Annotated in this window: 22 protein-coding genes and 1 pseudogene; 12 read left to right on the top strand and 11 right to left on the bottom strand. The window is 71.9% G+C overall.

What is annotated here, in order from left to right; all coding sequences use genetic code 11:
• Entirely contained in the window at nucleotides 1–408 is a 408-nt protein-coding gene (locus OG534_RS17825; RefSeq protein WP_326589045.1) for a protease inhibitor I42 family protein, read from the top strand.
• Here OG534_RS17825 and OG534_RS17820 read toward each other — a convergent pair.
• Entirely contained in the window at nucleotides 380–1,585 is a 1,206-nt protein-coding gene (locus tag OG534_RS17820; protein ID WP_326589044.1) for a DUF418 domain-containing protein, read from the bottom strand. The genes OG534_RS17825 and OG534_RS17820 overlap by 29 nt on opposite strands.
• A 182-nt stretch (nucleotides 1,586–1,767) precedes the next feature.
• On the opposite strand from OG534_RS17820, the gene OG534_RS17815 reads away from it, so the two are divergent.
• From OG534_RS17815 to OG534_RS17805, 3 genes and pseudogenes are all read left to right on the top strand, one after another.
• On the top strand, nucleotides 1,768–2,454 hold the full coding sequence (locus OG534_RS17815) for a GntR family transcriptional regulator (RefSeq protein WP_326589043.1): 687 nt from the start codon (nucleotides 1,768–1,770) through the stop codon (nucleotides 2,452–2,454).
• Nucleotides 2,451–3,743: pseudogene (locus tag OG534_RS17810) on the top strand (MFS transporter); the annotation flags it as partial. The gene OG534_RS17815 and the pseudogene OG534_RS17810, both read left to right, overlap by 4 nt.
• A gap of 199 nt (nucleotides 3,744–3,942) precedes the next feature.
• Entirely contained in the window at nucleotides 3,943–4,932 is a 990-nt protein-coding gene (locus OG534_RS17805; protein WP_326589041.1) for a helix-turn-helix domain-containing protein, read from the top strand.
• 65 nt (nucleotides 4,933–4,997) lie between these two features.
• Here OG534_RS17805 and OG534_RS17800 read toward each other — a convergent pair whose 3' ends face one another.
• Complete coding sequence (locus tag OG534_RS17800) at nucleotides 4,998–5,828, bottom strand: maleylpyruvate isomerase family mycothiol-dependent enzyme (protein WP_326589040.1); 831 nt, start codon at nucleotides 5,826–5,828, stop codon at nucleotides 4,998–5,000.
• A 149-nt stretch (nucleotides 5,829–5,977) separates the two neighbouring features.
• Between OG534_RS17800 and OG534_RS17795 the strand changes: the two genes are divergently transcribed.
• Complete coding sequence (locus tag OG534_RS17795; protein WP_326589039.1) at nucleotides 5,978–6,757, top strand: carbon-nitrogen family hydrolase; 780 nt, start codon at nucleotides 5,978–5,980, stop codon at nucleotides 6,755–6,757.
• Nucleotides 6,758–6,786: 29 nt separating this feature from the next.
• On the opposite strand, the gene OG534_RS17790 is transcribed toward OG534_RS17795, so the two are convergent.
• Together OG534_RS17790 and OG534_RS17785 are read right to left on the bottom strand one after the other, a co-directional pair.
• The gene (locus OG534_RS17790; protein WP_326589038.1) at nucleotides 6,787–7,152 is read right to left on the bottom strand and encodes a hypothetical protein; all 366 of its coding nucleotides are present in this window, start codon (nucleotides 7,150–7,152) and stop codon (nucleotides 6,787–6,789) included.
• 209 nt (nucleotides 7,153–7,361) lie between these two features.
• On the bottom strand, nucleotides 7,362–7,859 hold the full coding sequence (locus OG534_RS17785; RefSeq protein ID WP_326589037.1) for an LURP-one-related/scramblase family protein: 498 nt from the start codon (nucleotides 7,857–7,859) through the stop codon (nucleotides 7,362–7,364).
• Between the two features lie 32 nt (nucleotides 7,860–7,891).
• Between OG534_RS17785 and OG534_RS17780 the strand changes: the two genes are divergently transcribed.
• Complete coding sequence (locus tag OG534_RS17780) at nucleotides 7,892–8,707, top strand: hypothetical protein (RefSeq protein ID WP_326589036.1); 816 nt, start codon at nucleotides 7,892–7,894, stop codon at nucleotides 8,705–8,707.
• Between the two features lie 28 nt (nucleotides 8,708–8,735).
• Nucleotides 8,736–9,263, top strand: coding sequence for a DUF4240 domain-containing protein (locus OG534_RS17775; protein ID WP_326589035.1), 528 nt, complete (start codon nucleotides 8,736–8,738; stop codon nucleotides 9,261–9,263).
• Here OG534_RS17775 and OG534_RS17770 read toward each other — a convergent pair.
• Together OG534_RS17770 and OG534_RS17765 are read right to left on the bottom strand one after the other, a co-directional pair.
• Complete coding sequence (locus OG534_RS17770; protein WP_442807102.1) at nucleotides 9,254–9,919, bottom strand: MSMEG_1061 family FMN-dependent PPOX-type flavoprotein; 666 nt, start codon at nucleotides 9,917–9,919, stop codon at nucleotides 9,254–9,256. The genes OG534_RS17775 and OG534_RS17770 overlap by 10 nt on opposite strands.
• Before the next feature lie 36 nt (nucleotides 9,920–9,955).
• Entirely contained in the window at nucleotides 9,956–10,510 is a 555-nt protein-coding gene (locus OG534_RS17765) for a Uma2 family endonuclease (protein ID WP_326589033.1), read from the bottom strand.
• 122 nt (nucleotides 10,511–10,632) lie between these two features.
• Between OG534_RS17765 and OG534_RS17760 the strand changes: the two genes are divergently transcribed.
• A complete protein-coding gene (locus tag OG534_RS17760; RefSeq protein ID WP_326589032.1) occupies nucleotides 10,633–12,474 on the top strand; it encodes an NHL domain-containing thioredoxin family protein in 1,842 nt (613 codons plus the stop codon).
• Between the two features lie 93 nt (nucleotides 12,475–12,567).
• Here OG534_RS17760 and OG534_RS17755 read toward each other — a convergent pair whose 3' ends face one another.
• The 5 genes from OG534_RS17755 to OG534_RS17735 form a co-directional block, all read right to left on the bottom strand.
• Nucleotides 12,568–13,860, bottom strand: coding sequence for a M18 family aminopeptidase (locus OG534_RS17755; RefSeq protein ID WP_326589031.1), 1,293 nt, complete (start codon nucleotides 13,858–13,860; stop codon nucleotides 12,568–12,570).
• Nucleotides 13,861–13,960: 100 nt separating this feature from the next.
• On the bottom strand, nucleotides 13,961–14,695 hold the full coding sequence (locus OG534_RS17750; RefSeq protein ID WP_326589030.1) for a hypothetical protein: 735 nt from the start codon (nucleotides 14,693–14,695) through the stop codon (nucleotides 13,961–13,963).
• Nucleotides 14,696–14,832: 137 nt separating this feature from the next.
• Nucleotides 14,833–16,659 (bottom strand): acyl-CoA dehydrogenase, encoded by a 1,827-nt coding sequence (locus OG534_RS17745; RefSeq protein ID WP_326589029.1) that lies wholly within the window; start codon nucleotides 16,657–16,659, stop codon nucleotides 14,833–14,835.
• A gap of 116 nt (nucleotides 16,660–16,775) precedes the next feature.
• Nucleotides 16,776–17,144 (bottom strand): ATP-binding protein, encoded by a 369-nt coding sequence (locus tag OG534_RS17740; protein WP_326589028.1) that lies wholly within the window; start codon nucleotides 17,142–17,144, stop codon nucleotides 16,776–16,778.
• The gene (locus OG534_RS17735) at nucleotides 17,141–17,350 is read right to left on the bottom strand and encodes a hypothetical protein (RefSeq protein WP_326589027.1); all 210 of its coding nucleotides are present in this window, start codon (nucleotides 17,348–17,350) and stop codon (nucleotides 17,141–17,143) included. Before OG534_RS17735 ends, OG534_RS17740 begins: the two co-directional genes overlap by 4 nt.
• 117 nt (nucleotides 17,351–17,467) lie before the next feature.
• Here OG534_RS17735 and OG534_RS17730 point away from each other — a divergent pair, with 117 nt between their 5' ends.
• From OG534_RS17730 to OG534_RS17715, 4 genes are all read left to right on the top strand, one after another.
• Complete coding sequence (locus OG534_RS17730) at nucleotides 17,468–18,319, top strand: helix-turn-helix domain-containing protein (RefSeq protein WP_326589026.1); 852 nt, start codon at nucleotides 17,468–17,470, stop codon at nucleotides 18,317–18,319.
• Nucleotides 18,300–18,515, top strand: coding sequence for a DUF397 domain-containing protein (locus OG534_RS17725; protein WP_326589025.1), 216 nt, complete (start codon nucleotides 18,300–18,302; stop codon nucleotides 18,513–18,515). The genes OG534_RS17730 and OG534_RS17725 overlap by 20 nt, the downstream gene beginning before the upstream one ends.
• Before the next feature lie 68 nt (nucleotides 18,516–18,583).
• Nucleotides 18,584–19,045: an SseB family protein gene (locus OG534_RS17720; RefSeq protein ID WP_326589024.1), complete on the top strand. Its 462-nt coding sequence runs from the start codon at nucleotides 18,584–18,586 to the stop codon at nucleotides 19,043–19,045.
• 39 nt (nucleotides 19,046–19,084) lie between these two features.
• The gene (locus OG534_RS17715) at nucleotides 19,085–20,044 is read left to right on the top strand and encodes a helix-turn-helix domain-containing protein (protein ID WP_326589023.1); all 960 of its coding nucleotides are present in this window, start codon (nucleotides 19,085–19,087) and stop codon (nucleotides 20,042–20,044) included.
• Nucleotides 20,045–20,320: the final 276 nt, after the last annotated feature.

Below are 20,320 nucleotides of genomic sequence, written 5' to 3'. Positions count from 1 at the left end.
GTGGAGGTACGGAGCGTCGTGCTGAGCCCCGGTGAGCGGTACGAGCTGCGGCTCACCGGGCGCGGGGCGCGCGGGTACGTCTGGACCTGGCAGGTCACGGGGGACACGGACGTGGTGACGGTGACGGAGGGTCCGTCCGCCGTCGGTGTCCCGGACGGCGTCCCGGGTGCCCCGGATGCCTCCAGCGCCTCCAGCGCCCCGAGCGTCCCCGCTGACCCAGGTGACCCCGGTGTCGCGCTGCCCGGGGCCCCGGTGGAGCGGACCTACGTCGTACGGGCCCGTTCCCCGGGCGGGGGCCGGGCCAGCATCCGCTTCGCGCAGGTCCGCCCGCCCTACCCGGACGAGGCCCCGTACGACGAGTTCGTGCTGGACGTGGAGGTCACCTCGGGGACCGGCGGCGCGGCCTGAGGGCCGCGTGCTGCACGGCCTCCAGCGGGCCGCGGCCGAAGCGGCGCAGCCACAGCCACGACCCGGCCGCCAGGACCAGGCTCACGCCCGCCCACAGGCCCATCACCCACCAGGGGCCGCTGCCGCCCAGCCGGCCGGCGAGGCCCAGCCCGATGCCGTAGCAGAGCAGCATGCAGAGCAGGTTCTGGGCGACGTAGCAGGACAGGGCCGTGCGGCCGACGGAGGCGAGGGCGGTGCTCGCGGGCCGCGGGATCCACCGCCGGTCGAGGGCGATGCCGATCAGGCCGATGTAGCCGAGGGAGAGCAGCGGCGCCACGCCGTAGCGGCCCAGGACGAAGAAGTCGTCGCCGCCGAGGGCGGTCACGGCGTTCAGGGGCAGCCCGAGGCCCAGGCCCCAGGCGGCCATCCGGGTCCGGATGCGCCGGCCCTCGGCGGTGGCGGTGAAGGCGCCGGCCCGGTGCAGCCGCACGCCGAGGAGGAAGAGGAAGACCAGCAGCCCGAAGGAGAACACGGGCTCGATCCGCAGCGCGAGGGCGTTGTCCAGGCGGAAGGCGATCTGGGCGCCGTAGCCGCCGTCCGCGTACAGCTCGACGGCGGCCGGGCCCGGGCCCTCCGGCGCGGTGTCCGGTGTGGTGTCCGGTGTGGTCAGCGTGACCAGCGTCAGCAGGGCGACCAGCGTCAGGTGCACCCCGCCGGCCGTCCACATCGCCCACCGCCGCACCTTCTCGGAGCGGGCCAGCAGCCAGGCGACGAGCAGGGCGGTCACGGCGTACCCCATCAGCACGTCCCAGGCGAAGACGAACACGAAGTGCACGGTGCCCTCGACGAAGAGGAACGCGGCGCGCCGCGGGTAGCGGCCGGGCCAGGGGTCGCCGCGGCGCGCGGCGGAGTCGTACTGGATGGCGAGGCCCACCCCGAACAGGACCGTCAGCAGCGCCAGGAACTTGCCGTCCGCGAGGAAGCGGAACACGTTCTCGGCGATGTTCGCGGCGGAGGGGTCGCCGATCGGGTCGGGCACCCGCATCCCGCCCTGGAGCACGCCCCACTCCGAGCCGGGGGAGGCGAAGATCCACACGTTGGTCATGAGCGTGCCGAGGACGGCGGCGCCGCGCAGGACGTCCAGGAGGGGGAGCCGGGCGGTCTTCCGGACCACCGGGGCGAGCAGGGTGTCGGCCATGACTCCAGCGTCCCGGCGCGCGCGGCCCCGTACGTCCTGCGGGCGGACGAGGGAGCCGTACATCCTTCGACGGAGGGCGGGGGGCCGGTCGTCGTCCTTCATCGACGCAGGGCGGGGCGGGCCGTCGTCCGCATCCTGGACCCGGCCACGGCTTGCACCTCTGTTGTATCTATCCTGTGCCCATGCGTGCCGCCACCCCTGCCTCCACCACGCCCGCCTCCTCCCCCACCACGCCCGCGACCGCCGCCGACCGCGTCTACCGGCACGTCAAGCAGGGCGTGCTCGACCGCCGCTACGAAGGCGGCACCCTCCTGACCGAGGGCGAACTCGCCGAGGCCGTCGGGGTGTCCCGCACGCCGGTCCGCGAGGCACTGCTGCGGCTGGAGACCGAGGGGCTGCTGAAGCTGTACCCGAAGAAGGGCGCGCTGGTCCTGCCGGTCTCCGCGCAGGAGATCAACGACGTGCTCGAAACCCGGCTGCTCGTCGAGGAGTTCACCGTGCGCAGGGCGGTGCCCGCGCCACCCGGCCTGCTGGACCGGCTCGCCGCGCTGCTCGACGAACAGCGCCGGCACGCCGCCGAGGGCGACCTCGCCGCGATGATGGCCGCCGACCGGGGCTTCCACGCCGAGATCGTGCGCAGCGCCGGCAACCAGATCCTGTGCCGCCTCTACGACCAACTCCGCGACCGGCAGCTGCGGATGGGCGTGGCCGTGCTGCACGCCCACCCCGACCGGCTGGAGCGCACGCTCGCCGAGCACGCCGAGATCCTGGACGCGCTGCGGGCCGGGGACGCGGACACGGCGGCCGCCGCGGTCCGCGGGCACATCGGGCGGGTCGAGGCGCTGGTGCGGCGGGGGCCCGGTCGATGACCGCCCCGCACCTGGTCAAGGACCCTCCCGGCGGGAGGAAGGCCGTAGCCGTCTGGTCCATCGGCGTCGCCGTCTACTTCGTGGCGGTGATCTTCCGTACCAGCCTGGGCGTGGCCGGTCTCGACGCCGCCGACCGCTTCCACGTCAACGCCTCGGCGCTGGCCGCCTTCTCCCTGCTCCAGCTGCTCGTCTACGCGGGCATGCAGATACCCGTGGGCCTGATGGTCGACCGGCTCGGCACCAAGAAGGTGCTGACGCTGGGCGCGGTCCTCTTCACCGCGGGCCAGCTCGGCTTCGCGCTCTCGCCGTCCTACGGGATGGCGCTCGCCGCCCGGGCCCTGCTGGGCTGCGGCGACGCCATGACCTTCATCTCGGTGCTGCGGCTCGGCACCCGGTGGTTCCCGGCCCGGCGCGGGCCGCTGATGGCCCAGCTGGCCGGGCTGGTCGGCATGGCGGGCAACCTCGTCTCCACGCTCGTCCTCGCGCCCGTCCTGCACGGCGTCGGCTGGACCGCGGCCTTCGCGGGGAGCGCGGTGGCGGGGCTGGTGGTCCTGGTGCCGCTGGTGCTGTTTCTGCGGGACCACCCGGAGGGCCACGGGCCGGCGCAGCCCGCGCCGCGGCGCACGGGGGTTTCCGGAACCTCTGGAACCTCTGGAACTGCCGGGGCTTCCGGGGGGTTCGTACGCCGCCAGATCCGGGAGTCCTGGGCCGAACCCGGCACCCGGCTCGGCCTGTGGGTGCACTTCACCACGCAGTTCCCGGCGATGGTGTTCCTGCTGCTGTGGGGGATGCCGTTCCTGATCGAGGCGCAGGGGCTGTCGCGGACCACCGCGGGCGGACTGCTGACGCTGGTCGTCGCCTCGAACATGGCGCTCGGGCTGGTCTACGGCCAGATCGTCGGCCGCCGTCAGTCCTCACGGATCCCGCTCGCCCTCGGCACGGTCGGGCTCACGGCCCTCCTCTGGGCGGCGGTCCTCGTCCACCCCGGCGACCGGGCGCCCATGTGGCTGCTGGTCACGCTGTGCCTGGTCCTCGGCACCTGCGGCCCCGCGTCGATGATCGGCTTCGACTTCGCCCGCCCGGCCAACCCGCCCGAGCGCCAGGGCACCGCCTCGGGGATCACGAACATGGGCGGCTTCATCGCGTCGATGACCACGCTGCTGGCGGTGGGGGTCCTGCTGGACGCGACCGGGGACAACTACCGCATCGCGTTCTCCACGGTCTTCGTCCTCGAAGCGGTGGGCATCACCCAGATCCTGCGCCTGCGCCCGCGCGCACTGGCCCGGGAGGCGGCCCGCAACCGCCTCGCGATCCCCGCCCAGACGCCCGCCCAGACGCCCGTACAGGCACCCGCACGGACGCCCGTACCGGAAGCGGAACCGGAGCCGGTGTCCGGTGCGTGTCCCCTGCCGGAAACAGCCGGGCGCGAGGCGCAGTAGGGCCGCAGCCCCGCGGGGCGAGCGGCGTCGGGAGGGGGAACTGCCGGAGATGTGGACGAAAGTGTCCGCCGCCGCCGTGCCTGCGGTGGAGAGGTTCGACTGGTTCAACGACGTCGTCGCCAGCGCGCTGATGCCGACCGCGCTCAGCAGCGAACGGTCCGCCGACTTCCAGGCGGAGGCGGCCGTGCTGGACATCGGCGCCGCGCAGGTCTCCTCCTTCGAGTACTCCCACGTACGGTCGCGCCGCACCCCCGCACTCATCCGGCGGGGGGACCCGGAGCAGTACCAGCTGGCGCTGCTGACCCGCGGCCGGATGTGGATGTCCCAGTGCGGCAGCGACGCCGAACTCGCCCCCGGCGACATGATCCTGTGGGACACCTCGCACCCCTTCGAGGCCGACTGCCGCGCCGGTAACGGCACGCTCAGGGCCCTGGTCGTCCAGCTGCCGAGGACCGCCCTGCCCCTGCGGGCCGGCAGGATCGACACGCTGCTCGGCCGACGCATCGGCGCGGACATCGGCATGGGGGCCGTCCTGGCGCGGTTCATCGCCTCGCTCGGAGCGCACGGCTCCGAATGCGCGCCGCAGGAGCTGCGCCGGATGGGCACGGTGGCGATCGAACTGGCCGCCGCGTGCCTCGCCCAGCGCGTCGACGCGTACGGGGAACTCCCCGCCGAGACCCGCGCCCGCGCCCTGCGCGAGCGGATCGACGCCTTCGTCGAGCACAACCTGGGCGACCCCGCGCTCACCCCGGGCCTGATCGCCGCCGCGCACGGCATCTCCGTACGGGCCCTGCACGCGCTGTTCCGCACGGAGCCGGAGAGCGTCGCGGCCACCGTCCGGCGCCGCCGCCTGGAGCGCTGCCGCGCCGACCTGGCCCGCCCCGAACTGGCCGGCCGCCCCGTCCACGAGATTGCCGCCCGCTGGTGCTTCGCCAACGCCCCGGCCTTCAGCCGCGCCTTCCGCGGCGCGTACGGGATCAGCCCCACCGATTTCCGCCGCGCCGCGGCGCGGGACCGGTTCAGCCCCTCCGGCGTGTGAGGAGCGGGTCCGGGGCGGAGCCCCGGGTCCCGGCGAAGCCCGGCTTCGCCGTGACCGGGGCAGCCCTACGGAGTCACGGCGAACTGCGTCAGGATGGCCTCCGCCAGGTCCGCGTCGCCCTCCACCTTCACCCGGTCCGCGACGGTGTGCGCGCGCACCCGCCCCGCCGCCAGCCGGACGTACGTCTCCCAGTCCAGCGCCAGCGTCACGGCCGGGCCCAGCGACGGCGCCTTGTCCACCGTCCCGCGGCCCTCCGCGTCCACCCGCACCGTCCGCATGAACTCCAGCGGACCGTGCACGTCGATCACCACCGCCGAGTTCGCCGGCGCCCCGGCCCGCTTCGCCACCACCTTCGGCAGCCCGGCCAGCAGGATGTCGCGCGCCACGTACGCACCCGGCGCGTCCCAGTTCCCCGGCGCCCCCAGCGCCGCCCGCAGGTCCTGCTCGTGGACCCACACGTCGAACGCCCGCAGGCGCAGCGCGTCCTCCAGGGTCACCTGTTCGCCCAGCGGCCCCCGCACCATCGTGGCCGGATCCCGCTTCTCGTTCCGCAGCTGCCGCGAGCGCCGGATGACGGTGTACTCCAGCTCCGAGGTCATCTCCGGCGCGGTGTGGTGACGCCGTACGTCGACCTGCACCTCCATGTACCGGCTGAACTCGTCCACCACGTGCCGCAGGTCCCTCGCCACCGTGTGGATCGGCCGCGGGTCCCCGAGCTGCTCGCATTCGATGCCGATGATGTGTGACACGACGTCACGGACCGACCAGCCGGGACACGGCGTCGCCCGGTTCCACTCGCCCTCCGTCAGGGGGAGGACCAGCTCGGATATCGCCTCGATGGAGTGCGTCCACGCGTCGGCATAGGGTTGGAGGCTGGGATGCGGATGGACGGTCAACGGGACCCCTCGCGGTGCTGTTCAGTGGCGCGTTTCGGAAGCAGTGGATTCAGTTTCCAAAACTACGCTGCCGGTGAGCACCCCGGCAGTGCTTTCGTGTGACGATCGTAGGCCCGAGTTGACGGCTTGAACGCCAGGACGGTGGTAGTGTGCGCGCCTCGCTGATCCAAATCGCAGTGAACGAGGGCGAGTCGGTGTCATCCCGACGCGCCCGCGTGGCCGAGCTCGTACGGGAACAGGCGGGCTCGGACCTCGTCGTCCTCCCGGAGCTGTGGCCGGTCGGCGCCTTCGCCTACGAGCAGTTCGAGACCGAGGCCGAGCCGCTGGACGGCCCCACCTACGAGGCCATGTCCAAGGCCGCGCGCGACGCCGGGGTCTGGCTGCACGCGGGCTCGGTCGTGGAGCGCGCGGGCGACGGCTCGCTCTACAACACCGCCCTCGTCCTCTCCCCGGCGGGCGAGCTGGCCGCCACCTACCGCAAGATCCACCGCTTCGGCTTCGACCAGGGCGAGGCGGTGCTCATGTCCGCCGGCGAATCCCTGACCACGGTGGAACTGCCGGAGCAGACCCTCGGCATCGCCACCTGCTACGACCTGCGCTTCCCGGAACTGTTCCGCGGCCTGGTCGACGCCGGCGCCACCACCCTGGTCGTCGCGGCGGGCTGGCCCGCGCGACGCCGGTCGCACTGGACCCTGCTCAACCGGGCGCGCGCCGTGGAGGACCAGTCGTACGTCCTGGCGTGCGGGCTGGCCGGCACCCACGCGGGCGTCGAACAGGCCGGTCACAGCCTGGTGGTGGACCCGTGGGGCGAGGTCCTGGCGGAGGCCGGCCCCGGCGAGGAGGTCCTCACCGTCGACCTGGACCCGGCCAAGGTTCCCGAGACCCGCGCCCAGTTCCCGGCCCTGAAGGACCGCCGCCTGGGCCGCTGATCCGCTGACCGGCTGATCCGCTGCCCCGGTCAGCCGGTGTGGAACCAGGACCAGATCGCGAGCGCGGTGGGCACCGGGCACGCCAGGGCGCCCAGGAGGAGCAGACGGCTCGCCGGGGCCAGCCGGCGGACTCCGGGAGCGAAGGCCAGGGCGGTGAGCGCCGCGGCGGCGCCCGCCACGACCAGGGCGACGCGCAGGACGAGACCTCCGACCGGGCCCCCGGCCGCCGCCATCCAGACGACGGCGATGCCGAAGAGGCTGGCCAGCCAGGCGAGCGAAAGGAAGGTGGCCGTCCACAGCAGGGCCGCGAGCACGGTGACGACGGGCCGCTCCCTGGGGACGGGCCTCGTCGGCTGCCACGGGCCGTACAAGGCCGCGTACGTGCTGGGGTTCACCGTGGGTTCCTTCCGTGGGGACGTGCACCATCCTCGCGTCCGGCCCGCCGCCACGGCATGAGTGCGCGTGCTCATTTCCCGGTGGGCCCGTACTCACGCGGGCCCGTACTCACGCGGGCCCGTACTCACGCGGGCCCGTACTCACGCGGGCCGGTACCCACGCGGGGCACGGAGGCGGGCACCGGCACGGAGGCGGGCCCCGGCACGGCCTAGAGGTCGTCCTCCCGCTCCTTCTCCGCCATCCGGATCACGCACACCGCGACCGCGACCAGCAGCGCCGCGTCCGCCTCCTCCCGGACCACGTCCACCGCGTACGTCTCGCGGACCCGGTACCACTGCCGCGAGATCAGCGCGAGCAGCTCCCCGTCGTACTCGACCTTGAACTCCCGGTCCAGGATCCGCCCGCTCACATCGAGCTCGGTGCCCTCGGCCATGGTCACGCGGAAGTGGTTGCGCAGCAGCGAGAACCGCTTGCGGCGGATCACCGCGAGCCGCCGGTCGTCCCGCTCCAGGGTCATGGCGTCGCGGAAGACGAGCAGCTTCTCCCGCAAGGTGATCAGGATCCGCCCGTCCGGGTCCTTCAGCTCCAGCGTGTCCCGGAACCGCAGCGCCTTCCCGTCGACGAGGAAGGCGTGCCGGCCGTCCTCGTCCTCGATCCAGTAGTCGTCCCCGATGGCCAGCAGTTTGTCCCGTACGAGGTATTTCATGCGCTGATCAGTGCCCGCGATAGGTTGGCGCCATGCCTCTGCTCTTCGTGACCGATCTGGCCTACCCGGCGCGCGGCCGCCGCTACTGCGACGAGGACATATTCCTCACCTCCCGGCTGCGGGCCGCCGGCTTCGAGCTCGCCCTGTGCCACCCCGCCGACGCGGAGGCGCTCCTCCCCCTGGGCTTCGACGCCGTGATCGTCCGCAACAGCGGCCCGGTCCTGCACTACCAGCAGGCCTACGACTCCTTCCGCGCCGCCGCCCTCGCCGCCGGCACCCCGGTCTACAACCCGCTCACCGGCCGCGCCGACATGGCGGGCAAGCAGTACCTCCTCGACCTGACGGCCGCCGGCTACCCGGTCATCCCGACGATCGACGACCCGGCGCGGCTCCCGGAGCTGCCGCAGGTCCCCTCCTACGCGGTCAAGCCGAAGCAGGGCGCCGACTCCATCGGCCTCACCTTCACGGCGGCCCCGACGGGCCCCGCGGGCGAGATCCTCATCCAGCCGCGCATCGACTTCACGTACGAGGTGTCCTTCTACTTCGTCGACGACGCCTTCCAGTACGCCCTCTACGCGCCCGACCCGGCCCGCCGCTGGGAGCTGAGCCCCTACGCGCCGACCGACGCGGACCTGGCCTTCGCCCGCGCCTTCATCGAGTGGAACACCCTCGACCACGGCATCCAGCGCGTGGACGCCTGCCGGGCGCCGTCCGGCGAACTGCTGCTCGTCGAGCTGGAGGACCTGAACCCGTACCTCTCCCTGGACCTCCTCCCGGCGCAGGTGCAGGACGCCTTCGTCGCGGCCCTCACCACATCCCTCCACTCCTTCCTCAGCGCCCACGCCTGATGTCAGACCCGGCTGCCAGGCTTTCCCCATGGACAAGCAGACGTTCTGGCAGCTGATCGAGACGGCCCGCGCGGACGCGGCGGCGCACGAGGTGGCCCCGCGCGCGGCGGAACTCCTGGCGGGTTTCCCGGAAGCGGAGATAGCCGCGGCCCAGCAGGTGCTGTGGGACCTGCTGGCGGAGTCCTACCGCAGCCCGCTCTGGGCCGCGGCCTACGTGATCAACGGCGGCTGCTCGGACGACGGCTTCGACTACTTCCGCGGCTGGCTCCTCACCCAGGGCCGGGCGACCTTCGACGCGGCCCTGGCCGACCCGGACTCCCTGGCGGCCCACCCGGCGGTCCGCGAGGCCGCGGCGGAGGGCCTGGAGCTGTGGGACGAGGAGGCCCTCTCGATCGTCTGGACGGCCTACGAGACGGCCACCGGCCGCGAACTCCCGGCGGACTCCTTCACCATCGGCTACCCGCCCCTGGACCCGTCCTGGGACTTCGACTTCGACGACGAGGAGCAGGTCACGACCCGCCTGCCCCGCCTGAGCGCCCTTTTCGACTACTCGTAGCGGTACAGCAGCGACTCGCGCTCCTGCTGCCGGATCTCCTCGATCGTCAGACCGGGGAGGTCCAGGTGGGAGAGCGTGACCTCGGCGGAGCTCGGGGCGGCGTCCTCGTCGAGCCACTGCCCGGGCTTCCACGCGCTGCCGCGCAGCAACGCCTTCGGACAGTGCTGATAGGCCTCCTCGACGCCCACCACGATCGCGCTGCGCGGAGCCTTGCCGACGGAGGTCAACTGCTCCAGCAGGCGCGGATCGTCGGAGACGCAGGCCCTGCCGTTCACGCGCAGGGTGGTGGCCCGGCCGGGGATGACGAAGATCAGCCCGGCGCGGCCCGTCTCCACGATGTTGTGGCAGGTGTCGAGCCGCTTGTTGCCGGTGGCGTCGGGAACGGCGAGGGTGAACTCGTCCAGGACGGCGACGAATCCGGGCGGACCGCCGCGGGGTGTCACATCGCAGTGCCCGTCGGCGCCGGCGCTGGCGATGAACACCAGCGACGACCGCCCGATGACGGCGCGGGCGACATCGTGGATCCGGTCCACGCTCTTGCGCCGGGCCGCCTCACCGGGCTCGCCGTACAGCTCGCGCAACCGGTCCGCGCTCCGCACGGCAGTGGCGTTCACGGCATCGAATATCCGCCCGCTCGGCGGCGTAGTGGCTGTCACGTACACGCACGCTACCGGCTCCCGGCTACCGGCGATCTAGAACCTGCTGGTGTCGAGCTCGATCCCGAACGGCTCGGGCAACCGCACCGCCGTCCCGAAGGGATGCGGCCCGTCCACCTTGGTGTATCCAAGCCGCCCGGGCCCGGCGAACAGCGTGACGGTCTTCTCCATCCGGTCGACCAGCAGATACAGCGGCGCCCCGTACTCGGCGTACCGCTTGCGCTTGACGACGCGGTCGGTCTCGGCGTTCGACTCGGAGGTCACCTCGACGACCAGCAGCGTCTGGTCGGGTACGAGTGCCCCTCCGCCGTACGTGAGTTCCTCGGGGACGACTGCGATGTCGGGCACGTACCAGTTGGACGATCCCGGCAGATCGAGGTTGCCCGAGCCTTCCACACAGCCGAGCTCGTCCACCCGGGCTTCGATCTGGCGCCGCACGAGCTTGGCAGTCCGCTCGTGATCCCAGTTTGGTGTCACGGTGGCGATGACCCCTTCGACGATCTCAGTGCGGTCCCCGCTGTGGTGCTGGATGGCGTACTTGAGGGCGTGCTCGGGATCGATGCCCTCGCCGTACTCGTGCGCGGTGGTCATTGCGGACGACTCCTTCGCTGCCTACGGTCAGGCTCCCACGTGTGCCGTCCGCTCGTCGTCCCCCTTGCGGGTGCACATGGACCTGTGATCCGGCGTCCATGCGCGAGTGGCAAGCTTGAAGCATGAACGATGTCGCCCCGGCGCACACCCCCGCGCCCGCGCCCCGACGTGCCCGTGTCCGTGCCCCCGAGCTGATCGGCAAGGGTGGCTGGCTGAACACCGGAGGCAAAGAGCTCACCCTCGCCAGCCTGCGAGGTAAGTGCGTTATTGTCGATTTTTGGACGTTTTGCTGTATTAACTGCTTGCACGTCCTCGACGAGCTGCGCGAGCTGGAGGAGAAGCACCGCGACACCGTCGTCATGATCGGTGTGCACTCGCCGAAGTTCGTGCACGAGGCCGAGCACTCCGCCGTCGTCGATGCCGTCGAGCGGTACGAGGTGCACCACCCCGTGCTGGACGATCCCGAGCTCGCGACCTGGAAGCAGTACGCCGTACGGGCCTGGCCCACGCTCGTCGTGATCGACCCCGAGGGGTACATCGTCGCCCAGCACGCCGGCGAGGGGCACGCCCACGCCATCGCGCGGCTGGTGGAGGAGCTGGGGGCCGAGCACGAGGCCAAGGGGACGCTGCGGCGCGGGGACGGGCCGTACGTGCCGCCCGAGCCGGTCGCGACCGACCTGCGGTTCCCCGGGAAGGCGCTGCTGCTGCCGAGCGGGAACCTGCTCGTGTCGGACACCACCCGGCACCAGCTCGTCGAGCTGAACGAGGACGGGGAGAGCGTCGTACGGCGCATCGGGAGCGGAATCCGCGGTTTCACCGGGGACAGCTTCAGCGAGCCGCAGGGGCTGGCGCTGCTGCCCGACGGCCGGGTGGTCGTCGCCGACACCGTCAACCACGCGCTGCGCACCTACGACCCGGCCACCGGGACGGTGGAGACCGTCGCCGGGACCGGGCGGCAGTGGTGGCAGGGGTCGCCGACCTCCGGGCCCGCGCTGGAGGTGGACCTGTCGTCGCCGTGGGACGTGGCCTGGTGGCAGGGCAAGGTGTGGATCGCCATGGCCGGTGTGCACCAGCTGTGGACGTGGGATCCGGCGGACGGAACCGTCGAGGTCGCGGCCGGCACCACCAACGAGGGGCTGCACGACGGGCCCGCCGCCGAAGCCTGGTTCGCCCAGCCCTCGGGGCTCGCGGCGGCCGGGGACCGGCTGTGGATCGCCGACTCCGAGACCAGCGCCCTCCGCTACGTGCAGGACACCCCCGACGGCTACGTCGTCACGTCCGCCGTCGGGACCGGACTGTTCGACTTCGGGCACCGGGACGGGGACGCGGGCCAGGCCCTGCTCCAGCACCCGCTCGGCGTGACCGCGCTGCCCGACGGCTCGGTCGCGGTGAGCGACACGTACAACCACGCCCTGCGCCGCTACGACCCGGCCACCGGGCAGGTCTCGACCCTGGCCACGGATCTGCGCGAGCCCAGCGACGCCGTGCTGGTCGGCGACGACATCGTGGTCGTCGAGTCCGCCCGGCACCGGCTGACCCGGCTGCGGCTCCCGGAGGAGGCGGTACGGGTGGCCGCGGTCGCCCACCGTACGCAGCGGGCCGCCACCGACGTGGCGCCCGGCACGCTCCGCCTCGACGTGGTCTTCCAGGCGCCGACCGGCCAGAAGCTGGACACCCGCTACGGTCCGTCGACCCGCCTGCTGGTCTCCTCGACCCCGCCCGAGCTGCTGGCGACGGGCGAGGGCGCCGGGACCGACCTGTTCCGGGAGCTGGCGCTGAACCCGGACGTCACCGAGGGCGTGCTGCACGTCTCCGCGATGGCGGCGTCCTGCGACGACGACCCGTCCAACGAGTACCCGGCCTGCCACGTCCACCAGCAGGACTGGGGCGTGCCCGTCCGCGTCACCGCCGACGGCGCCTCCCGGCTGCCCCTCGTCCTCGCCGGGATGGACGACGAGGGGTAACACCCACAACCACGGCCACAACCACGGCCACAACCACGGCCACAACCACGGCCACAACCACCGTCACGGCTGCCGCGCGGCAGCCGTGACGGCTCAGCCCTCCAGGAAGGCCACCAGGGAGTTCGCCAGCAGGAACGGGTCGTCCGCGCCGCACAGTTCGCGCGCGCTGTGCATCGAGAGGATCGCGACGCCGATGTCCACGGTCTGAATGCCGTGGCGGGCGGCCGTGATCGGGCCGATCGTGGTGCCGCACGGCATCGAGTTGTTGGAGACGAAGGTCTGCCACGGCACGCCGGCCCGCTCGCACGCGCTCGCGAACACCGCGCGCCCGCTGCCGTCCGTCGCGTACCGCTGGTTGACGTTGACCTTCAGGATCGGGCCGCCGTTGACCCGCGGGTGGTGCGAAGGGTCGTGCCGCTCCGCGTAGTTGGGGTGGACGGCGTGCCCGGTGTCCGAGGACAGGCAGATGGTGCCGGCGAAGGCCCGCGCACGGTCCTCGTACGTGCCCCCGCGTGCGAAGACTGAACGTTCCAGCACGTTCCCCAGCAGCGGGCCGTCCGCGCCCGTGTCCGACTGCGAGCCGTTCTCCTCGTGGTCGAAGGCGGCCAGTACGGGGATGTGGTCGAGCTTCCCGGCGGCGGACACCGCCACCAGCGCGGCGATCCCCGCGTGCACCGACAGCAGGTTGTCCATCCGCGGGCCGGCCACCAGCTCGCGGTCGCGGCCCAGGTACGAGGGCGGCTCGATGGAGTGGACCATCAGGTCCCAGCCGGCCACCGAGCCCTGGTCCAGGCCCTCTTCCTCCTCCAGGAACGCGATCAGGTCGCCCTCCTGCACGTCGCCCAGACCCCAGATCGGCTGCATGTGCCGCTGCTTGTCGAGCTTGAGGCCGTCGGTGTTCACCGACCGGTCCAGGTGCACGGCCAGTTGGGGCACGCGCAGCAGCGCGCGGTCCACGTTCACCAGGCGCTCACTGCCGTCGCGCAGGGTCAACCGCCCGGCCAGGCCCAGGTCGCGGTCGAGCCAGGTGTTGAGCAGGGTGCCGCCGTAGATCTCGACGGCGATCTGCCGCCAGCCCTGCGAGCCCGTGTCCGGCAGCGGCTTGACCCGCAGGTTGGGCGAGTCGGTGTGCGCGCCGACGATCCGGAACGGGGTGTGCGCGACCGCGCCTTCGGGGACGTACCAGGCGATGAGCGCACCGCCGCGGAGCACGAACCTGCCCCCGGTGCCCGCATCCCAGGCGTCCGTTTCCGACACCTGCCTGAAGCCTGCCTTCTCCAGCCGCTCCGCCGCGTTGGCCACGGCGTGGTACGGCGACGGACTGGCCGTCAAAAAGGTCATCAGATCGTCGGTGTGGCCGCGGTCGAAGCGGGCGGGAGAGCTCATGTGGTTCACCTTAACGACGGTCGTGTTCGTCATGGCCGGACTGCGAGGGATGGCCGGAGGTCGAGGCCGCACGGTGGGTGATCTGCGGTCCCGTCGGTTTTCAGCCCGGCGGGCGCTCGAATCGGCGCTGCAACTGCCTGCGCTCGCCCCGGCGGATGCGCGGGAGCATCTCCGGGGTCTGCGGGGAGCGCTGCGCGCGTCTCTTGCGTCCGGCGCAGAAGATACAGGCCTCGCCGGGGGGCGCGTCGGGGTCGATGGGAGCGCCGGGGTGCTCGGAGCAGCCCGAGGCGTTCCGCGGCCGGGACAGCTCGCGGGCGACGATGAAGGCGCGGTGCAGGTCGTCGGCCATCTGCACGAAGTGGTCGGGGGGTGAGGACAGCGAGAGGTGGAAGCGGCGGTCCTCGACCGTGCGCAGGCAGTCGCGCAGGGCCTGGAGGGTGTACGGGGGCTCCGGGACGGGATAGCCCAGCCGGCGCTGTTCCCCGGCGGGGGCCGCGGCGGCGGCCCGGGCGCCCTGGGAGCGCAGGCCGAGGCGGCGCCGGTCGTTGCAGATGAGGCAGCGGCCCCAGCCCTCGGGGGCCTCGGGGTCGAGGGCGCCGTTGGGGTGCTCGGCGCAGCCGGTGTAGCTCTTGGCGGGGGCGAGGCCGGCGGCGGTCTGGAAGGCGATGTAGAGCGCGTCGGCCACGCCGTCGTACTCGGCGGGGTGGGCGCCGTCGTACAGCTCCCGGAGGTGGTCGCCGAGGCTGCCCAGGGTGGCCTGCAGCTCCTTGAGGGCGTACGGCCGCCCGGTGGGGACGGAATACCCCCTGCTGTGCTGCTGCTCCTGTGGACTCATGCCTACGAGCGTCCCACGAACCACCGACAAGACGGGAACGCGCCCGTCGCACAGGCCGGTGGCCGGGGCCCCCGGAGGGGTCCCGGCCACTGTGCGTGCACCGCGTGCGTGTGACGGGCGGGGCGGGCGGGCGCAGCCTAGAAGGCGGCCTCGTCGAGCTCCATGAGGGAGTTGTCGACGGCCTCGGCCAGCGCGCGCTGGACCGAGACGCCCGGGAGGATCTCGGCCGCGAAGAACTTCGCGGCGGCGATCTTGCCGGTGTAGAAGGGGACGTCCTTCGCGGAGGCGCCTCCCAGCTTCTCGGCGGCCACGGCGGCGCCCTTGAGCAGCAGGTATCCGACGACCACGTCACCGGAGGCCATCAGCAGGCGGGTGGTGTTCTGGCCGACCTTGTAGATGTTCTTGACGTCCTCGCCGGTGGCGGTGAGGTCGACGATCATCTGGCCGACGATGGCCTCCAGGTCGACGGCGGCCTTGGCGAGCGCGTCGCGGGCGCCGGCCAGCTCCTCGCCGCCGACGGCCTCGGCCAGGAACTTCTTGATCGTCTCGGAGAGGATGTTCAGCGAGGCGCCCTGGTCGCGGACGATCTTCCGGAAGAAGAAGTCCTGGCCCTGGATGGCCGTGGTGCCCTCGTAGAGGGTGTCGATCTTGGCGTCGCGGATGTACTGCTCGATCGGGTACTCCTGCAGGTACCCGGAGCCGCCGAAGGTCTGCAGGGACTGCGCGAGCTGCTCGTAGGACTTCTCCGAGCCGTAGCCCTTGACGATCGGCAGGAGCAGGTCGTTCAGGCCGATCTCGGCGGAGGCGTCCTGGCCCGCGGCCTGCTTGACCTGGATCTCGTCCTGGACGCTGGCGGTGTGCAGGACGAGGGCGCGCATGCCCTCGGCGTACGCCTTCTGCGTCATGAGCGAGCGGCGCACGTCGGGGTGGTGCGTGATGGTGACCTTGGGCGCGGTCTTGTCCATGAAGTTCGCCAGGTCCGGGCCCTGCACGCGCTCCTTGGCGTACTCCAGCGCGTTGAGGTAGCCGGTGGAGAGGGTGGCGATGGCCTTCGTGCCGACCATCATGCGGGCGAACTCGATGATCATGAACATCTGGCGGATGCCGTCGTGCTTGTCACCGATCAGCCAGCCCTTGGCGGGGTGCTGGTCGCCGAAGGTCATCTCGCACGTGTTGGAGGCCTTGAGGCCCATCTTGTGCTCGACGTTCGTGGCGTAGACGCCGTTGCGCTCGCCCAGCTCGCCGGTCTCCCAGTCGAAGTGGAACTTCGGGACGAGGAAGAGGGACAGGCCCTTGGTGCCGGGGCCGTGGCCCTCGGGGCGGGCGAGGACGTAGTGGAGGATGTTCTCCTCCATGTCGTGCTCACCGGACGTGATGAAGCGCTTCACGCCCTCGATGTGCCAGGAGCCGTCCGCCTGCTGGATCGCCTTGGTGCGGCCGGCGCCGACGTCCGAGCCGGCGTCCGGCTCGGTGAGGACCATGGTGGAGCCCCAGCGCTTCTCGACGGCTATCTGCGCGACCTTCTTCTGCGCCTCGTTGCCCTCTTCGTGGAGGATGCCGGCGAACGCCGGGCCGGAGGAGTACATCCAGATGGCCGGGTTCGAGCCGAGCAGGAGCTCCGCGTAGGCCCAGATGAGGGAGCGGGGCGAGGTGGTGCCGCCGATCTCCTCGGGCAGGCCCAGGCGCCAGTACTCGGAGTCCATGAAGGCTTCGTAGCTCTTCTTGAAGGAGGCCGGGACGGGCGCGGTGTTGGTGGCCGGGTCGAAGACCGGCGGGTTGCGGTCGGCGTCCTCGAAGGAGGCGGCCAGCTCGTTCTCGGCGAGGCGGGCCAGCTCGGACAGGACGCTCTTGGCGGTCTCGGTGTCCATCTCCTCGAACGGACCGGTGCCGTACTGCTTGTCGCGGCCGAGCACCTCGAAGAGGTTGAACTCGATGTCGCGGAGATTCGACTTGTAGTGCCCCATGGCGACGGCTCCGTTAAGGCTCGGGGAGACAGGTTCCTCGTACATACCAATCGGTAACAACATGATGCTACCCGCCGGTAATAACGGCAACCCTTCCGAGCCGACTGTGACCAGGGTCAAAGCTCGCACCAGACCGTCTTGCCGTCCGGGCCCTGCGTGACCCCCCATCGCAGGGCCACGGCGTCGAGCAGGGCGAGGCCGCGCCCGGACTCTTCGGTTCCGCCCGCCTGCCGCAGTACGGGCCACGCGCGCGGATCGGGATCGGTGAGCTCGACCCGCGTACGGGCTGCCCTTCCGGTCCCGGTGACGCGCAGGGTGACGGCGGTGCCCTCGCCGAGGTGGGTGATCACGTTGGCCAGCAGCTCGCTGACGCAGAGCTCGGCGTCGGGGCAGGCTTCGGCGTCCCCGAGGTGCTCGCGCACGGCGTGGCGGGCGAGGGGGACGGCCTTGGGGACGGCGAGCAGCCGGATGGTGAGGGCGTTCACCGGCCGCCGGCCAGGGCGACGGCGAGCTTCTGGGCCGTGGCGGCGTTGCAGTTGCCGAGGGTGATGAGGGGCGGGGAGTCGTACCGCCCTGCGTAGGAGAGGAGCTGGAGGTCCATCGAGGGCAGGGTGATCCCGTGCGCCGAGAGGGCGGCGCGCAGCGCGTCGAGGGCCTCGATGGCCTTGCGGTCGTTGGGGTGGTCGCTCATGGGGGCGCCTACCGTTCCTGTGCGGAGTGTGACGAAGTCCTCACAGACTGGCGTGGGTCGGCATACCGTGGGAAGGGTTTCGGGCTCCACAGTGCGAGGTGTGGAAGGCGGGCGGTTGTGGCCGCGAGTAAGGACATTGACGGCTCCGAGAGTGTTCCGGCCTTCTATGGCACGGAACTGCGCTGGAGGCGGGAGGTGGCAGGCCTCACGCTTCAGCAGGCGGTGGAAGGCAGCTTCTACGGGGTCAGCTACCTGAGCGAGATCGAGCGCGCTCAGCGCCGGATGCCGGTGGATCTGGCCCGGCACGTGGATCAGGTGCTGCGGACGGACGGCTTCTTCGAGCGGCGCTGCGAGGACGTTCGGAAAGCCCGGAAGGGTGCGCACGCGGAGTACTTCGCGCCGGTCGCGGAGGCAGAGACGCGGGCGCGAACCATCGAGGAGTGGAACAGCGCGCTTGTTCCCGGTCTACTCCAGACCGAGTCGTACGCGCGCGCGGTCATCCGGTCCACGCACTCCCTGGACCTCAAGGAAGAGGTCGACGCGAAGATCAGTCAGCGCCTGGGGCGGGCCAAGCTCTTCGACGACCCGAAGAAGCCGGAGTACTGGGTCATCCTGCATGAGTCCGTGATTCGCGAACCGATCCTCCGACCGGCTGAGATGGCCGAACAACTAGACCGGATCGCCGCCCTGGCGGATCGCAGCCGCATCGTTCCACAGCTCATGCTGTGGAACGCGCCCACCCGGCCTTTCATGGAGCTCTCGCTCCTGTTCATGGAGTTCGATGACGAACCGCCGCTGATGTACACGGAGGGGCCGTACCACGGCCAGACGATCGACGATCCGGCCCTCGTGAGGCAGTACCGCAAGGCATACGATCTTCTCAGGGCCGCCGCCTTGCCGCCGGATGCGTCCCTCGCCAGGATCAAGGATGCGGCTGAGGATTACCGAAATGGCAAGCAACGGCACTGACTTCCGTACTGCTGTCTGGCGTAAGAGCAGCTACAGCAACGGCGATGGAGGGAACTGCGTCGAGGTCGCGGACGGCTTGGTCGGAGTTGTCCCCGTCCGGGACTCGAAGAGGCCGCACGGGCCCGTCGTGATCGTCGCGGCCGGCGCGTGGGTTCCGTTCGTACGGGCTCTGAAGGCCGGGGACCTCTCGGGCTGAGGCCACCGCCGGGCAGCGGTGGCCCGTACCCGCCGGTACGGCCTCGGCCACTCGGTAGGGTGGGCCGCATGTACGGCTACGACCAGAACCCGGGCGCCCAGCAGCAGGGCTACGCGCAGCAGCCCCCGCAGGGCTACGCGCAGCAGACGCCGCCGCTGTACCCCGAGCCGTCCCCGCCCTCCCTCGCGGACGCGGTACGGGCCTTCACCACCGGCTCGCTGTCCGCCGAGGACTTCCAGCAGATCTTCGCGACCTCGAAGGTCTATTGCCCGCGCGGCGAGACCCCCGGATTCCTGGCGCTGCACAACACGCAGCAGCCGGTCATCCCCATGTTCACCACGCTCAAGGAGCTGCGCCGGTACGCCGGCAAGGAGTCCAAGTACTTCGTGATCACCGGCGCGGAGGTGATCGACCTGCTGCCCACCGGGTACGGCTTCGTCCTCGACATGGAGGGCGACCACCGGATGGTCTTCGACGCGAAGGCGGTCGAGCAGATGGTCGACTTCGCCATGCGCCGCATGTACGGCTAGACGCTCCGGCTGAGCGCGGGGGCGGGCGCGATGCTGAGGGTGCACTTCACGGCAGAGGACCTGCTCAACGTCAGGTTCGCGAGCGAGCCGCTGCCGCTGGTGGAGCTGGCCATGGCGCTGGTCGCCTGGCAGCGCACCGACGAACCGGCGGTTTTCGGCCGCTGGCGCGGCCGCCTGGGCCAAGAGCTGCCGGCCCGGGTCCGGCCGTTGCTGGACCTGCTGCTGCCGGACGGCGACAACCCGGAGTTCGTCGAACCGTACGCGCGCACCCTGGAGGAGGGGCTCGTCGCCGTACGGGACGCGGGTGCGCTCCTCACCGCCGACGAGCTGGGCCGGGCCGTCGCCCGGGCCCCCGGCGCGGCGTCCCGGCTGCGCGCGCTGTGGGGGCAGGACCGCGAGGCGTGGGACCGGCTGGGCGGTGCGATCCGGGCCGGGCACGAGGTGGCCGTGGCCCCGCACTGGACGAGGATCCGCCAGTCCTTCCGGGCGGACGTGGCCTGGCGCACCCGGCTGCTGGCCGCGCACGGCATCAAGGCGTGCCTGGCCAGTACGCACCCGCGCGCCGCCTGGTCGGGCACCGTCCTGGAGGTCGACCGGCCGCCGCACTACGAGGTCCGGCTCGGCGGGCGCGGCCTGCTGCTGATGCCCTCGTCGTTCTGGACGGGGCGCCCGCTGATCGCGCGGGGCCCGGACGGCCCCGACGGGGCGTACCTGCTGCTGTACCCGGCGCTGACGCCGCTGCCGCTGGTCGGGCCGGGCCCCGCGCAGGGGGCGCTGGACGCGCTGCTGGGCCGGACCCGGGCGGCCGTGCTCCAGCTGCTGGTGCAGCAGCGCACGACCTCGGAGCTGGCCCGGGACCTCGACATCAGCCTGCCCTCGGTCTCCGAGCACACCCGGACGCTGCGCGCGGCCGGGCTGATCACCACGGAGCGCGACGGCAAGGCGGTCCTGCACTCGGTGACGGGCCTGGGCGTGGACCTGCTGCACAGCGGCGGCTGACGCACCCTTCGGTCCTGCCCGAAACCATCGCGGCCGTGGCCGGGGCTGCCGAGTATCGGTGCTGCGGGGGTGATGGCGCCGGGTACGGGGGTCCTGGCGGTGTCGCCCGCGCAGGTGTCCGGCGGAGAGCGGCGACCTCGGTCGTCGTTCTCGCCGTAACCGCAGGTCGGACCACCCAGGGCCCCGGGGGAAATTTCCCCCGGGGTTCCTCTGTTCTGCAGGTGTGGCAGAAAGTTCGAGTTTCAACTAAACTCGACGCAGAAGGAGGTCCTGACC

The organism is Streptomyces sp. NBC_01294 (genome assembly GCF_035917235.1).
Lineage (GTDB): Bacteria > Actinomycetota > Actinomycetes > Streptomycetales > Streptomycetaceae > Streptomyces > Streptomyces caledonius.
This window is presented reverse-complemented; position numbering and strand designations above follow the sequence as displayed.

Excerpts from the sequence above, each read along its gene's own strand:
- OG534_RS17820 (WP_326589044.1), bottom strand. The coding sequence starts at position 1,585 with ATGGCCGACACCCTGCTCGCCCCGGTGGTCCGGAAGACCGCCCGGCTC.
- OG534_RS17815 (WP_326589043.1), top strand. The coding sequence starts at position 1,768 with ATGCGTGCCGCCACCCCTGCCTCCACCACGCCCGCCTCCTCCCCCACC.
- OG534_RS17805 (WP_326589041.1), top strand. The coding sequence starts at position 3,943 with ATGTGGACGAAAGTGTCCGCCGCCGCCGTGCCTGCGGTGGAGAGGTTC.
- OG534_RS17785 (WP_326589037.1), bottom strand. The coding sequence starts at position 7,859 with ATGAAATACCTCGTACGGGACAAACTGCTGGCCATCGGGGACGACTAC.
- OG534_RS17780 (WP_326589036.1), top strand. The coding sequence starts at position 7,892 with ATGCCTCTGCTCTTCGTGACCGATCTGGCCTACCCGGCGCGCGGCCGC.
- OG534_RS17775 (WP_326589035.1), top strand. The coding sequence starts at position 8,736 with ATGGACAAGCAGACGTTCTGGCAGCTGATCGAGACGGCCCGCGCGGAC.
- OG534_RS17765 (WP_326589033.1), bottom strand. The coding sequence starts at position 10,510 with ATGACCACCGCGCACGAGTACGGCGAGGGCATCGATCCCGAGCACGCC.
- OG534_RS17760 (WP_326589032.1), top strand. The coding sequence starts at position 10,633 with ATGAACGATGTCGCCCCGGCGCACACCCCCGCGCCCGCGCCCCGACGT.
- OG534_RS17755 (WP_326589031.1), bottom strand. The coding sequence starts at position 13,860 with ATGAGCTCTCCCGCCCGCTTCGACCGCGGCCACACCGACGATCTGATG.
- OG534_RS17750 (WP_326589030.1), bottom strand. The coding sequence starts at position 14,695 with ATGAGTCCACAGGAGCAGCAGCACAGCAGGGGGTATTCCGTCCCCACC.
- OG534_RS17745 (WP_326589029.1), bottom strand. The coding sequence starts at position 16,659 with ATGGGGCACTACAAGTCGAATCTCCGCGACATCGAGTTCAACCTCTTC.
- OG534_RS17735 (WP_326589027.1), bottom strand. The coding sequence starts at position 17,350 with ATGAGCGACCACCCCAACGACCGCAAGGCCATCGAGGCCCTCGACGCG.
- OG534_RS17725 (WP_326589025.1), top strand. The coding sequence starts at position 18,300 with ATGGCAAGCAACGGCACTGACTTCCGTACTGCTGTCTGGCGTAAGAGC.
- OG534_RS17720 (WP_326589024.1), top strand. The coding sequence starts at position 18,584 with ATGTACGGCTACGACCAGAACCCGGGCGCCCAGCAGCAGGGCTACGCG.